This window comes from Curtobacterium sp. MMLR14_006, assembly GCF_001864985.1.
Taxonomy (GTDB): Bacteria; Actinomycetota; Actinomycetes; order Actinomycetales; family Microbacteriaceae; genus Curtobacterium.
Genome location: NZ_MJGU01000020.1, coordinates 19,298 through 33,132 on the forward strand (window position 1 = coordinate 19,298; position 13,835 = coordinate 33,132).

Consider the following 13,835-nt stretch of genomic DNA (forward strand, 5'->3'; position numbering starts at 1 on the left):
TGCGGTACCCCCCGATTCTACTGATCTGGAGCACACCCGCGAATGTGCGGCATCGTCGGCCTCGTTGCACAGGGCCCCGCCAACCAATCCATCTACGACGCACTGCTCCTCCTGCAGCACCGCGGGCAGGACTCGACGGGCATCGCCACGGTCGAGGGTCACGTGCACCACATGCACAAGACCCGCGGGCACGTGCGCGAGGCGTTCCGGACCCGCGACATGCGTGCCCTCCTCGGCACCATGGGCCTCGGACACGTCCGCTACGCCACCAAGGGCGCCGCGACGAACGAGGAAGAAGCCCAGCCGTTCTACGTGAACGCGCCGTACGGCATCGTCCTCGTCCACAACGGCAACCTCACCAACACGCGGGAACTCACGCGTGAGCTGTTCGACATCGACCGTCGACACCTCAACACCACGTCGGACACCGAGCTCCTGGTGAACGTGCTGGCGCACGAGCTGCAGGGGCAGGTCCGCGGCGCGAACCTCGACCCGGGTCAGGTCTTCGACGCCGTCGAGCGCGTGCACGAGCGTGTCGAGGGCTCGTACGCGACGATCGCGACGATCGCCGGGCACGGGCTGCTCGCCTTCCGCGACCCGTTCGGCATCCGCCCGCTCATCCTCGGGCACAAGTTCGACGAGGCCGGGCAGCCGGAGTGGGTCGTCGCGAGCGAGTCGCTCGTGCTCGAGTCCGGCGGCTACGAGATCGTCCGCGACATCGCCCCGGGCGAGGCCGTGTTCATCGAGATGAACGGCCAGATGCACGCTCGGCAGTGTGCGAAGAACCCGCGCCTGGTGCCCTGCTCGTTCGAGTACGTCTACCTGGCCCGTCCCGACTCGGTGATGAACGGCATCTCGGTCTACGACGCGCGTCTGCGCCTCGGCAACCGCCTCGCCGACACCATCGAGCAGTACGCGCCGACCGGTGACATCGACGTCGTCATGCCGATCCCGGACTCGAGCCGGCCGGCCGCGATGCAGGTGGCGCAGAAGCTCGGCATCGAGTACCGCGAGGGCTTCTACAAGAACCGCTACGTCGGCCGCACGTTCATCATGCCGGGGCAGGCGGAGCGCAAGCGCTCCGTGCGCCAGAAGCTCAACGCGATGTCGTCCGAGTTCAAGGGCAAGAACATCCTCATCGTCGACGACTCGATCGTCCGCGGCACCACCAGCCGCGAGATCGTCGAGATGGCGCGGGCCGCCGGCGCGAACGAGGTCACGTTCACGAGCGCCGCTCCCCCGGTCCGGTACCCGCACGTGTACGGCATCAACATGCCGACGCGGGCCGAGCTCATCGCACACGACCGCAAGATCCCCGAGATCAACCGGGTGCTCGGCAGCGACCACCTGATCTACCAGGAGATCGGTGACATGCGGGACGCCATCATCGAGGGCTCCGACGTGACCGACCTCGAGATGAGCTGCTTCACGGGCGAGTACGTCACCGGCACGGTGTCGCCGGAGTACCTGTCCTGGGTCGAGGCGAACCAGCTCAGCTAGGTCGCGTCCAGGACGCGACCAGCAGACGGACGGGAGGCCCGTGGCGACACCGCCACGGGCCTCCCGTCCGTCAGGTGGTCGCGGCTACGGCCGCTGGTCGCCGTGCTCGTCGAGTTCGCCGTCGACCGTCTCGGGCGGGAGTTCGACCTCGACGCGCTCCGCCGTCAGGCGGGCAGCCCGCCGCGCGTAGACCCGGTCGAGCACGACCGCGACCACCGCGCCGACGAAGGCACCGATGGTGACGCCCCACAGGCTGAAGTAGCCGACGAGGCTGCCGAAGCTCGACTGCTCCTGCTGGCCGCCGAGGTTCATGGTGAGCGACACGACGACGAGTGTCGCGATGAACCCGAGGACCGCGCCGCCGACGATGAACACGCCGAACTTCGGCGCGCGGCGGATCGTGACCTCGTCCGAGGAGGCGACGGCGTTCGGCGCCGGGGCCACGGGCGGCTGGTCGTCGGGGCGATCGGGGGTGCTCACGATCCCATTGTCCCCCACTGTGGGACGTGCTCCGGCCGGTGTCCACGGGGCGATCCGGTGCAGGATGGTCCGAACCCGTCGTCGAACGATCGCAGGAGGTGGTGCGGGTGCCCGAACGGACGGTCCCCGGCCACGGCCGCCCGCCGCGCCCGCCCGCGCGCGTTCCGTGGCCCCTGTTGCGTCGCCGCGAGGAGGACCGCGCCGTCGCCGTCGTCGCCCAGCACCGCTGGAGCGTCGCGCTCGTCGGCGCGCCCGGACTCGGCAAGACCACCGTCGCCGCACGGGTGACCGACCGGGTCGTCGAGCGCGACCCGACCGACCGCACCGTGGTCGTGCCGATCACGGCCGTCGCCGCGAGCCGGTCGATGCCGTTCAGCGCCGCCGCGGAGCGGTTCGGCGAGCTGCCCACGACCCTGTCCGAGCTCGCGGACCGCGCCGGTGCCGAGGCCCGGCTGCGCGCGATCGCCGAGCTGCGGGACCGTGACGTCCTCATCCGCGTCGACGACGCCGACCACCTCGACGCGATCTCGGCGCGCTACGTCGCCTGGCTCGTCCGCGAGCAGGGCGCCCGGATCGTGCTGACGTGCCGCGACTTCACCGCGCTGCCGGAACCCCTGCGCGCGCTCTGGCAGGAGGACCTGCTCGAACGGATCGACCTGCAGCCGCTCGCGCTGCACGAGACGGCGGCGCTCATCGCCGAGGCGCTCGGTGCGCAGCTCGAGACGGCCTCGGTCGAACGGGTGCAGCGTGCGACGGCCGGCAACCCGCTCTACCTGCGCGAGGTGGTGCGTGCGGCGCGGACGTCCGGCGCCCTGGAGCACACGGCCTCCGGCTGGTACTGGCGCGGCCGGGTGACGGCGTCGAACAGCCTCGCCGACATGTACCGGACCGAACTCGGCTCGCTGCCGGAGGACCTGCGCGACGTCGTCGACATCGTCGCCCTCGCGGACCCGATCCCGTTGGCGCGCCTGCTCGGACTCGTGAGCGGCGGTGACGTCGACCGCGTCGTCGCGCTCGGACTGGTCCGCATCGACACGGTCGAGGACGGCGCCGCGGTCGTCCGGCCGTCGCACCCGCTCGTCGGCGAGGTCATCCGCGGCCTGGTGCCGGTCGCCCGGCGCTCGGCGCTGTTCGCGCGTGCGAACGCCTTCCGCGCCGACCGGCCGGAGGGCGCCCCGCCCGCGGCGCGGCTCCGGGCCGCGCTCTGGTCGCTCGAGTGCGGCGTGCTGCCCTCGGTCGAGCAGCTGCTGGACGGCGCGCAGGTCGCCGCACGGCTGCAGGAGCACGAGAGCACGCTGTCGCTGACCTCGGCGGCGCTCCGCACGACGCTGCACCCGACGGAACGGGTCACGGCGCTGTGCCTCCGGTCGCTGGCGTACGCCTACTCGGTCGGGCGCGAGGCCGGACGCGCCGACGCCGAGGCGGCCTGGGCCGTCGCACAGGCGTCGAGCGACGAGGTCTCCGACGACGCCGTGATCCAGGCGTGCGAGACCCTGGCGAACACCCGGCAGTTCCACGACGACGACGTCGACGCCGCGGTGGCCCTGACCGACGCCGCCGTCCCGCTCGTGTCCGGCGACGCCGTCGAACGGCTGCGCCTGCTGCGGTTGAGCCACCTCGGCTGGGGCGGACGGTTCGCCGAGGTCCGGGCCGAGGTCGAGCGGAGCGGGATCGTGCACGCACCGACCGTGCCGGCGTCCTTCCTGTGCCTCGCCGCCTGCGCCGTGATGGCCCTGGCGACGGAGGGTCGACTCGACGACGCCTCGGCGTTCGGACGCCGGGCGCTCGCCACCGCGGTCGAGCACCTCGAGGACTCCCCGTGGAGCGTCGGGGAGATCATCTCGGTGCTCCACCAGGTGCAGGTCTGGCGGGGCGACCTCGCCGACCTGTTCACCGAGGTGCCGGTCCGACGCTCGAGCCCCTACCTGAAGTACGACTTCACGCTCGAGCTCATCGGCGAGGGCAACCTGGCGATCGGGCAGCGCCGCTGGGACGACGCGATCACGGCGTTCACGGCGGCGTGCGAACGGTACGACGTCGCCGACCACGGCGGGTTCGCGGCGTACCCGTGGGCGCGCCTCGCGATGGCGTACGGCTTCGCCGGGCGGGCGGAGGACGCCGCCCGGGCGCTCGACCGCGCACGGACCACGCCGCTCAGGGCGATGCGCATCACCGGCGAGCTCATCCCCACGACGATCGCCTGGGCCGAGGCCGTCATCGGCAACCCCGCCGGAGCGCTGCACGCCGACGAGGTCATCGCGCGGAGCACCGAGTCCGGGTCCTGGACCGCGGTGATGTACGCACGGGCCCTGCACTACTCGACCGACCTGCTCGCGGGACGCGAGGCGGGACCGTCCCTCGACCGCCTGCGCGAGGCGGCCGCGCGCATCGAGGGGCCGCTCGCCGCCGCGGTCGTCGAGTACGCCGACGCGCTCCGGTCCGGGGACCGCGTCCGGACCGTGGCCGCGCAGGGCGTCCTCGCGTCGCACGGCATGGCGGTCGCGGCGAGCCGGGCGAAGGCACCGCTGACGAAGCGCGAGTACGAGGTCGCCGAGCTGGCGGCGGGCGGACTGAGCAACCGGCGCATCGCCGAGGTCCTCGGGCTGTCCACCCGCACGATCGACGCGCACCTGTCGCGCGTGTTCGCGAAGTGGCAGCTGCACGCCCGGTCGGAGCTCGGCGAGCTCTTCTGAGGGCCGTCGCCGCGCAAGAACGTTGCGGATTGCAGCACGACTCGCCGCGCCGGTTGACACCTGACGTGCAAGGTCGCGTACCTTGGTGCTTGTCGCCGGGTTCGGACCCGTTCGGGTCGGGTCCGAATCCCGGCGACTTCAAGCCTAGGCAACCGGTTGCACGATACGCATCGGTAGCGACTACCTAATTCGCGCGGACCGGTCGGCACGGAGCGCGACCGGGTCGCATCGCCGGCCGGACGTCCCGTCGTCCGCCGGGCCGGGTCGGTCGACCCGCGCCACGACGGCCGGGAGGCCCGAGGCGGGGCCGTCACGGGCCTCCCGTCCGTCGACCCGGCGGTTCAGAGCGCAGCGTGCACCGGCAGGAAGGCCGTCAGGTCCGCGCGCGAGCCGGACGCGCTGACGCGCGCCTGCGCGACCGCCTCGTCCCAGGTGAGCACCCCGGTGGCCAAGGCGAGCCACGTGGACGCGTCCGTCTCGACCACGTTCGGGGGCGTGCCGCGGGTGTGGCGCGGTCCGGGGACCGCCTGCACCGCCGCGAACGGCGGCACCCGCACCTCGACACTGTTCCCGGGGACGTCCTCGGCGAGCCGCTGCAGGGTCCAGCGCACCGCGGTCGCGAGCGTCGGCCGGGCCGTCTCCCCCTGCTGCACGGCACGCAGTGCCGCGATCCCGTCGGCGTCCTCGATCCTCCTGGGTGGCATCTCCACAGGCTAGCCGTCGCATCGCGGCGGGCGAGCCCGGATCGGTAGGGTGATCGGGTGCGAATCCTCGTCCTCGGTTCCGGTGCCCGCGAGCACGCGATCATCACGGCCCTGCTCGCAGAGCGCGCCGGTCACGTCATCACGGCGGCTCCCGGCAACGCCGGCATCGCCGCCGACGTCGAGACCGTCTCCCTCGACCCCACGAACGGCGCCCTCGTCGCCGAGTACGCGATCGAGAACGGCGTCGAACTCGTCGTCGTCGGTCCCGAGGCACCGCTCATCGCGGGCGTCGCCGACCCCGTCCGCACCCGCGGCATCCCGGTGTTCGGCCCGGGCAGGGCCGCCGCGCAGCTCGAGGGCTCGAAGACCTTCGCCAAGCGGATCATGTCCGAGGCCGGGGTGCCCACCGGGCGGCCCGTGTACGCCGGCACCGTGGACGAGGCCGTGGCCGCGATCGACGAACTCGGCGCCCCGTACGTCGTCAAGGCCGACGGGCTCGCCGCCGGCAAGGGCGTGCTCGTGACCGAGGACCGGCAGGCCGCCGTCGACCACGCCACGTACTGGCTGCAGCACGGCCACGTCGTGGTCGAGGAGTTCCTGGACGGCGAAGAGGTCTCGCTCTTCTTCCTGAGCGACGGACACGACGTCCGGGCGCTCAGCCCCGCGCAGGACTACAAGCGACTCGGCGACGGCGACGTCGGCCCGAACACCGGCGGGATGGGCGCCTACTCGCCCCTGCCGTGGCTCGCCGACCGCTGGGGGAGCGAGCAGGCCTTCGTCGCCGAGGTCACCGAGCTGGTCGCACTCCCCACCGTCCGTCGCCTCGAGCACGAGGGCACCCCGTTCGTCGGACTGCTCTACTGCGGGCTGATCGTGACCGAGCAGGGGGTCCGGGTCATCGAGTTCAACGCCCGGTTCGGCGACCCGGAGACGCAGGTCGTGCTCCCCCGCCTGGCCACGCCGCTGAGCGGTCTGCTGCTCGCCGCGGCCACGGGGCAGCTCGGCAACGCACCCGCCCCGGAGTTCCGCGACGAGGCCGCCGTCACGGTCGTGCTCGCCAGCGAGGGCTACCCGGAGAACCCGCAGACCGGCCGCGCGATCACCGGCATCGACGCCGCCGACGCCCGCGACGGGGTCTCCGTCGCGCACGCCGCCACCGGCCTGCTCGACGACCAGCTCGTCGCCACCGGCGGCCGCGTGCTCAGCGTCGTCGCCACCGGGTCCTCGTTCGCCGAGGCCCGCGAACGCGCCTACGCCGGCATCGGCGACATCACGCTCGCCGGCGCGCAGTACCGCACCGACATCGCCGCGAAGGTCGCCCGGTGACCGCCGCGCCGCGCGTCGCCGGGTGGGACCACGTCTCGTCGGGCAAGGTCCGCGAGCTCTACGTGCCGACCGGCACCCCGGACATCGCGAGCGCCTCCGAGCTGCTGCTCGTCGCGTCCGACCGGGTCAGCGCCTACGACTTCGCGCTCGAACCGCCGATCCCCGGCAAGGGCGAGCTGCTCACCCGGCTGTCCCGTTTCTGGTTCACGCAGCTGAGCGACGTGCCGAACCACCTCATCGGCCCGTCCGAGGGCGGCACCCCGGTGCCCGCCGACGTCGAGGCCCGCTCGATGCACGTGATGCCGCTCGAGATGTTCCCCGTCGAGTGCGTCGTCCGCGGCTACCTCGTCGGCAGCGGCTGGGCCGAGTACCAGGAGACCGGCAGCGTCTGCGGCGTGCCCCTGCCCGAGGGGCTGTCGAACGGTGACCGCCTGCCCGAGCCGATCTACACCCCGGCGTACAAGGCGCCGCAGGGCGAGCACGACGAGAACATCTCCTACGAGCAGACCGTCGACCTGGTCGGCGCCGAGGTCGCGGCGACCCTGCGCGAGCTGTCGCTGCACGTCTACACCGAGGCGGCGGCGATCGCGCTCGACCGCGGTGTGGTGATCGCCGACACGAAGTTCGAGTTCGGCCGCGACGCCGACGGCCGGATCCGCATCGCGGACGAGGTCCTGACGAGCGACTCGAGCCGGTACTGGGACGCCCGCGCCGACGCCCGCACGGACTCGTTCGACAAGCAGATCGTGCGCGACTGGCTCAGCGCCAACTGGGACCGGCAGGGCACCCCGCCGGTCCTGCCCGACGCGATCGTGGCACGGACCGCGGCGCGGTACGCCGAGCTGATCGAGCGTCTCGGGGCCTGACGGCGGGCGCGCTGCGCCGGCCGGCGCTGCCCGGGTGTCACCGACGGGTCGGCCCCCGGCGGCAGGCGTCGGACGTCAGGCGGCAGGCGTCAGGCGTCGCGAGCGACGACGACCACCGTCAGGTCGTCGCCCGGGTCGTGCTCGACGGCCCGTTCACGCACGCGCTGCAGGAACGCGGGAATGTCCGGCGACTGCCGGTACAGCGCACCGAGTTCGGTGAGCGACGCCAGGGTCGAGTCCCACAGCTCGAGCGCGCCGTCGCTCACGATGATGAGGACGTCGCCCGGCCGGAGCACGAGCGAACCCGACGCCCGCTCGATGCCGACGGGGTGCAGCCCGATCGGCAGGTCCGAGGAGCGCAGGACGCGCTCGGCCCCGTCGTCGCGGAGCTGCAGCACGAGCCCGTGCCCCGCGTCGGTGAAGTCGAGGCGCCCGGTCGACGGCGTCAGGCGTCCGTGGAACATCGTGGCGAAGGACTCGGCGCGGCTGAGCTCCGGGGCGACCTGCGCCTCGAGCTCGGCGACCGCGACGTCGGGCGCCGTGTCCCCGCGCGCGAGCAGGCCACCGCGGATGGTGGCGGCGAGCAGCCCGGCCGACATGCCCTTGCCCATGACGTCCGACACGGTCAGGTGCACGGAGTCGTCGCCGGAGCGGTGCCAGTCGTGGAAGTCGCCGGAGACCACACCGTGCGGCACGGACATGCCGGCCAGGCGGTAGCCGGGCACGTCGATGGCGTCGGGTTCGAAGCCCGTCAGCACGGAGCGGAGACGGTCCTCGTCGGCGCCGGCGGCGAGTTCGCGCTCGGCCCAGGTGCCGAGCTCCTGCAGCAGGGAGACCTCGTCGGCGTCGAGCGTCCGCGGCTCCGGGTCGATGAGGCACAGCGTGCCGACCTTCACGTGGTCGTCCCCGATCCGCAGCGGCACCCCGGCGTAGAAGCGGACGTTCGGGTCCTCGACGACCATCGGCATGTCGGAGTACCGGGCGTCGACGCGGGCGTCCGGCACCAGCACCGGACCGTCCTCGCCGAGGGTGCGCCCGCAGAAGGTGTCGAGCAGCGGGATGGTCGGCCCGAAGTGCGCGTCGCTCTGCTGGGACTTGATCGTCACCGTGGAGGTGCCGGCGAGGTTGAGGAAGGAACCCGAGACGCCGAAGGCCTCGCGCGCGATCCGGGTGATCCGTTCGAAGCGTTCCTCGGGGCCGCCCTCGACGACGTCGAGCGCAGCGAGCAGCGCTGCGCGGCGGACCGCTTCGGGCGAAGCACTGCCGAGGGCGGTCGTCGCTGGATCGGTGTGGTGCATGCCTCCACGCTAACGCGCCGAACGGACAGAGGGCGTCCCCCCATCGGAGGACGCACACCCCCAGTAGGCGGGGAACCGCTGGCCGGGCACCCGCCGACGCCGGACTAGCCTGGACCGGTGCCCCGTCCCGTCGCCCCCGCGCTCGCCCTCGCTGCCGCAGCGCTCCTGACGCTGGCGGGCTGTGGTGCTCAGGACTCGACCGGGCAGATCGCGGTCACCGTGTCGTCGAACGCCGCTGAGCACCCCTACGAGGTCGAGGTCTTCGCGTCCACCGGCGGGCTGTCCGAGCACCAGCGGGTGTTCCCGGGCGGCACCGCGTCGTTCGCGGGCGTGCCGCTCGGATCGGTCACCGTCCGGGCGGGCGACCTGTGCCCCCGGACGGCGAAGGTCTCGAACGGCGCCGTCGCCCACGTCACGTTGACGACGACCGGCTGCTGACGCCCCGCCGGCCCCACCCGCTTGCCGCGGTCAGGGTGCGGGGACCGCGTCCCACTCGTCGCCGTACCGCGAGAGCACGGTCCAGCGCGACACCGGCCACGTGGTGACGAACGCGCGCCCGACGACGTCGTCCACCGGCACCGTGCCGTGCACGCGCGAGTCGGCGGAGTCGTAGCGGTTGTCGCCCATCACCCAGATCCGCCCCTCGGGGACGGTCACCGTGAAGTCGTCCGCCGCGACCCGGTCGGACCCGGGCTCGTGCACCACGTACGGTTCGTCGACGGCGTGCCCGTTCACCGAGAGCCGTCCGGCCGTGTCGCAGCACGAGACGGTGTCGCCGGGCAGCCCGATGACCCGCTTGATGAGGTCGTCGCCCTGACCGGTGCCGAGCCACCCGCCTGGGTCCTGGAAGACGACGACGTCGCCGCGCCGCAGCGGCACCAGGCCCGGGACGAGTTCGTTGACGAGCACGCGGTCACCGACCAGCAGCGTGTTCTCCATCGACGCCGAGGGGATGTAGAACGACCGGACCAGGTAGGCCTTCACCAGGAACGAGGCCAGGAGCGCCACGACGACGATCACCGCCAGGTCGCGCAGGAACCGCCACCCGGCGCGGCCCGGCCGCTGCTCGGCGCCGGCCCCGGACTCGGACTCGGACTCGGACTCGGACTCGGACTCGACGGCACTCAATGCGTCAACACCACCTTCACGAAGCCGATCACGAACGCCAGGGCCGCGAGCACGATGCCGCCCCAGAGCCCGAGGAACGTCGGCTGCTTCCCGCTGAACCGCTGCATGAAGACCCCGACCAGCCCGATGCGGACCACCAGGATCACGAGGGCTGCGGTCTGCGCCCACTCGGCGGGCACCCACTCGAGCCAGGCAGCCGCGTAGAGCACCGCGGGGATGAGCCCCGAGGTCGCGATCGGGTTGGCGTTGCGCGTGATCGTCACGACCGACTCGCGGCGCACGGCGTCGGGCACGGTCTCGTCGGCACCGAGTCCGTGCGCGACGAGGTGCGACAGCACGTGCGCCAGGTACGTCAGCACGGCGGTGGCCAGGACCGCCCAGACGGCGGACCCGTGGCGGATCGCCTCGGGATCGACCGCGATGGCCGCGGCGAGCACCGTGATGTTGCCGTAGATGTACGACGACATCCGGTCGCGGACGTGCTCGATCGGCAGGTCGCGAGGGTCGGGACGACCGCCGCGGGGTCCGCGCCCGCGCGGGACCGGTCGTCGTGTGCGTGGCATCCGTCCATCTTGGCCTCCGCAGCGCCCGCTTCGCCGACAGGACACCGAGTGCGATGGCACCCGCGTGTCCGGTTCCGGCAGACTGGCTCGCGACCGGTGCACCGCAGCACCGGAGGGGAGGCCCGGATGACGTCCGAACGACCGCTCGCGTTGGTGACCGGCGTGGGCCGCAGGGCCGGGATCGGCGCTGCGCTCGCCGTCCGGCTGGCGACCGACGGCTGGGACCTGGCCATCTCGTGGTGGAGCCCGTACGACGACCGCGTGAGCGGCGGGCCGGACCCGGACGGGATCGACGCCGTGGTGCAGGAGTGCAGGGCCGCGGGTGCACGGGTGACGCGCCTCCCGGTCGACCTGGAGGACCCGGACCAGGCGGCCGCGCTCGTAGGCCGCGCCGAGGCGGAGGCGGGCGCGCCCGTCACCGCACTCGTGATGTCGCACTGCGAGTCGGTGGACTCGGACTTCGCGACGACGACCGTCGAGTCGTTCGACCGGCACATGGCCGTCAACGCCCGCGCCCCGTTCCTGCTCGTGCAGGCCTACGCGGCGAGGCTGCGTGCGGGTGCCGACGCCCCGCGCGACCGCCGACGGGTCATCGCCCTGACGAGTGACCACACGGCGTTCAACCTGCCGTACGGCACGAGCAAGGGGGCGCTCGACCGGCTCGTCATCGCAGCCGCGCACGAGCTCGCGGACGTCCACGTGAGCGCGAACGTCGTGAACCCGGGGCCGAACGACACGGGCTGGATGACGGACGAGATCCGGCAGGCCGTGGTCGAGCAGACCCCGGGCGGGCGGCCGTCGACGCCGCGCGACACCGCTGCGCTCGTCGGGTTCCTGTGCGGCCCGGACGGCGGGTGGGTGAACGGGCAACTGCTCAAGACCGACGGCGGGTTCAGCGCCCGGTGACCGTGTGCGCTCATTTGGTTGACGCGTCAACCAAACCGGCGCACACTGGGGACATGCACACGCAGGACCTCCTCGCCGCCACCACCGGGATGGGCGCCGTCACGCTCCGCGTCGCGGACCTCGACCGGATGATCGGCTACTACCGCGACGGCATCCGGCTCGCGCTGCTGTCGAACGACGGCGGCGTCGCCGTCCTCGGTCGCGGCACCACCCCGATCGTCGTCCTCGAGCACGCGCCGTCGATGCAGCACGCCGGCGCGCACGAGGCCGGGCTCTTCCACACCGCGATCCTGTTCGACACGAAGGCCGACCTGGCGGCCGCGTTGTACTCCGTCGCGACGCAGTACCCGCAGACCTTCACCGGCAGCGCCGACCACCTGGTGAGCAACGCGTTCTACTGCACCGACCCCGAGGGCAACGGTGTCGAGCTGTACTGGGACCGCGACCGGACCGAGTGGTCGTGGACGCACGGCATGGTCGACATGGCCACCATCTTCGTCGACCCGAACGCCTTCCTGCAGGAGAACCTGAGCGCCGCGGCGCTGGAGTCGGCAGCGTCGGCGCCGGGACGCGTCGGGCACGTGCACCTGTCCGTCGGCGACGTCGCCTCGGCCCGCGACTTCTACGTCGACCGGCTAGGCTTCGCGACCACGGCGGCGATGGGCGACCAGGCCCTGTTCGTCAGCGCCGGCGGGTACCACCACCACATGGCGATGAACACGTGGAACTCCCGCGGGGCCGGACGTCGGCAGCTCGCGCTCGGGCTCGGCCTCGTGCGCATCGAGGTACCGGGGGCGGACGACCTCGGGGCCCTCGTCGCGCGCATGCACGACACCGGGGTGCAGACCGCGGACGACGGTCGGACCGTCGCGTTCGAGGACCCGTGGGCGAACCGCATCGAGGTGACCGCGCCGGGTCGCGGCTGAGGGCCGGGTGGGCGCGGCGGCGGTTGCGGGGCCGCGCGGCGGCGGGCGCGCGGCGGCGGGCGTGCGGCGGTCGCGGGGGCGCGCGGCGGCGGTCGCGCGGCGGCGGGTTGCATGCGAGCGCATCGTGCGACGACCCACGGGTCGATCGACGCGTGCTCCGTCGGAGGATACGCACGCATGTGATGCACGCGCATGTTCCGACCGTGCACGAGACGATCGACGCGTGGTCCGTCGGACGATGCACATGCAAGCAGTGCGGCGAACGGGTCGCTCGGAGGCACGGAGCCACGGAGCCACGGACCCACGGGCCCGCGGAGCCACGGGCCCAGCGGTCAGCGTGCGCGGAAGTACCGGTGCAGGGACCGCTCACGGACCATCGCGGCCGCCGCGGCCCCGCCGACCAGCACACCGACGAGCCCCATCGCCGCGACACCGACCGCCTCGACCACGATCGGCACGGCGTCCGCCGGTCCGAGCCCGCGGACGGCCACCACGCCGACGGCCACCGCCACGCACGACCCCACCGCTCCCCACAGCCCGTGTTGCAGCACCAGACCGAGGGCCTGCGCGCTCCGCGGGACACCGACGTGCAGGTCGGACGCCAGCGAGAGGCGCCGACGCCCGACGGACGCAGCACCGACCGCCATCCCGGCCGCGAGCGCCGCACCGAGTGACGCCGCCACCGGGTCGTTCGCCGCCGGGGTGAAGGTCACCCCGGCGCGGGGGTTCAGCTGCCCGACCGTCGGACGGGCCTCGTCGTCGGCACCGGTGCCCGGCAGGACCGTCCGCCGGAGCGCCGCGAGGGTGTCCTCCCGTTGCGGCCACACCGTCACCCAGCACGCATCGAACGCGCGGCCGTCGTCCGGGGTCGGCGCGAGGAGCGCGTACTCGAGGTCCGGGTCGCGGCCGTCGTCCGGGTACGGGTACACACCTGCCACCGGCGGCCCGGGCCCGACCGACGTGCCCGCCGCCGTCACGAGCGTGTCCCCGGGCGCGAGGCCTAGCGACTCCTGCACCGACGGGGACAGGACGACCCCGACCGACCCGGTGGCACCGGCCGCGGACCCGACGACCGCCGGGAAGCCCGCCGTGACCTCGTACGTCGGCACCGCCGAGCCGGGCAGCGCGGCCGGCACCGTGCCCTCCTCGAGCCGCCGGAGCGCCCCGGATGCCCGGACCCCCTCGGAAGCCGCAAGCGCGTCGCACGCACGGCCGTCGATCCGCCCCTCGGCACGCTGCACCGTCGTGGCCGCCCCGCTCGCCACGTAGTCGGCGGCACCACGGACGTCCGCGGCGAGCGCCGTGGCGCGGAGACCGACGACCCCGCCGACGAGGACCGCGAGGACGAGGGCGCCCGTCGCCGCCCACCCGGCACCCGTCACGACGTCCCGCCAGGCCTCGCGCGCGACCTCCCCGAGCCGCATGTCCCGTCGTCGACACGCATC

General features: G+C 73.3%; 13 protein-coding genes. 7 read left to right on the forward strand and 6 right to left on the reverse strand.

Going from position 1 to position 13,835, the window contains the following annotated elements; translation table 11 throughout:
• Positions 1-42 precede the first annotated feature (42 nt).
• Positions 43-1,500 (forward strand): amidophosphoribosyltransferase, encoded by a 1,458-nt coding sequence (purF, locus tag BIU94_RS07540; RefSeq protein ID WP_071256743.1) that lies wholly within the window; start codon positions 43-45, stop codon positions 1,498-1,500.
• 84 nt (positions 1,501-1,584) lie between these two features.
• Here purF and BIU94_RS07545 read toward each other — a convergent pair whose 3' ends face one another.
• Positions 1,585-1,980, reverse strand: a complete 396-nt coding sequence (locus BIU94_RS07545; RefSeq protein WP_139195851.1) for a hypothetical protein — start codon at positions 1,978-1,980, stop codon at positions 1,585-1,587.
• A 176-nt stretch (positions 1,981-2,156) separates the two neighbouring features.
• Here BIU94_RS07545 and BIU94_RS07550 point away from each other — a divergent pair, with 176 nt between their 5' ends.
• Complete coding sequence (locus BIU94_RS07550; protein WP_139195850.1) at positions 2,157-4,673, forward strand: LuxR C-terminal-related transcriptional regulator; 2,517 nt, start codon at positions 2,157-2,159, stop codon at positions 4,671-4,673.
• A 341-nt stretch (positions 4,674-5,014) separates the two neighbouring features.
• Here BIU94_RS07550 and BIU94_RS07555 read toward each other — a convergent pair whose 3' ends face one another.
• The gene (locus BIU94_RS07555; RefSeq protein ID WP_071256972.1) at positions 5,015-5,377 is read right to left on the reverse strand and encodes a sterol carrier family protein; all 363 of its coding nucleotides are present in this window, start codon (positions 5,375-5,377) and stop codon (positions 5,015-5,017) included.
• 57 nt (positions 5,378-5,434) lie between these two features.
• Here BIU94_RS07555 and purD point away from each other — a divergent pair, with 57 nt between their 5' ends.
• Positions 5,435-6,703, forward strand: a complete 1,269-nt coding sequence (gene purD, locus BIU94_RS07560; RefSeq protein ID WP_071256749.1) for a phosphoribosylamine--glycine ligase — start codon at positions 5,435-5,437, stop codon at positions 6,701-6,703.
• The gene (locus tag BIU94_RS07565; protein WP_071256751.1) at positions 6,700-7,569 is read left to right on the forward strand and encodes a phosphoribosylaminoimidazolesuccinocarboxamide synthase; all 870 of its coding nucleotides are present in this window, start codon (positions 6,700-6,702) and stop codon (positions 7,567-7,569) included. Before purD ends, BIU94_RS07565 begins: the two co-directional genes overlap by 4 nt.
• A gap of 89 nt (positions 7,570-7,658) precedes the next feature.
• Here BIU94_RS07565 and BIU94_RS07570 read toward each other — a convergent pair whose 3' ends face one another.
• Entirely contained in the window at positions 7,659-8,867 is a 1,209-nt protein-coding gene (locus BIU94_RS07570) for a PP2C family protein-serine/threonine phosphatase (RefSeq protein ID WP_071256753.1), read from the reverse strand.
• Between the two features lie 117 nt (positions 8,868-8,984).
• On the opposite strand from BIU94_RS07570, the gene BIU94_RS07575 reads away from it, so the two are divergent.
• On the forward strand, positions 8,985-9,305 hold the full coding sequence (locus BIU94_RS07575; RefSeq protein ID WP_071256755.1) for a hypothetical protein: 321 nt from the start codon (positions 8,985-8,987) through the stop codon (positions 9,303-9,305).
• A gap of 30 nt (positions 9,306-9,335) precedes the next feature.
• Here BIU94_RS07575 and lepB read toward each other — a convergent pair whose 3' ends face one another.
• The gene (gene lepB, locus BIU94_RS07580) at positions 9,336-9,902 is read right to left on the reverse strand and encodes a signal peptidase I (RefSeq protein WP_254784789.1); all 567 of its coding nucleotides are present in this window, start codon (positions 9,900-9,902) and stop codon (positions 9,336-9,338) included.
• 89 nt (positions 9,903-9,991) lie between these two features.
• The gene (locus BIU94_RS07585; protein WP_071256760.1) at positions 9,992-10,558 is read right to left on the reverse strand and encodes a hypothetical protein; all 567 of its coding nucleotides are present in this window, start codon (positions 10,556-10,558) and stop codon (positions 9,992-9,994) included.
• A 126-nt stretch (positions 10,559-10,684) separates the two neighbouring features.
• Here BIU94_RS07585 and BIU94_RS07590 point away from each other — a divergent pair, with 126 nt between their 5' ends.
• Positions 10,685-11,464: an SDR family oxidoreductase gene (locus BIU94_RS07590; RefSeq protein WP_071256762.1), complete on the forward strand. Its 780-nt coding sequence runs from the start codon at positions 10,685-10,687 to the stop codon at positions 11,462-11,464.
• Positions 11,465-11,517: 53 nt separating this feature from the next.
• Positions 11,518-12,390, forward strand: a complete 873-nt coding sequence (locus tag BIU94_RS07595; RefSeq protein WP_071256764.1) for a VOC family protein — start codon at positions 11,518-11,520, stop codon at positions 12,388-12,390.
• A 332-nt stretch (positions 12,391-12,722) separates the two neighbouring features.
• On the opposite strand, the gene BIU94_RS07600 is transcribed toward BIU94_RS07595, so the two are convergent.
• Positions 12,723-13,814 (reverse strand): hypothetical protein, encoded by a 1,092-nt coding sequence (locus BIU94_RS07600; RefSeq protein ID WP_071256767.1) that lies wholly within the window; start codon positions 13,812-13,814, stop codon positions 12,723-12,725.
• Between the last annotated feature and the right edge of the window lie 21 nt (positions 13,815-13,835).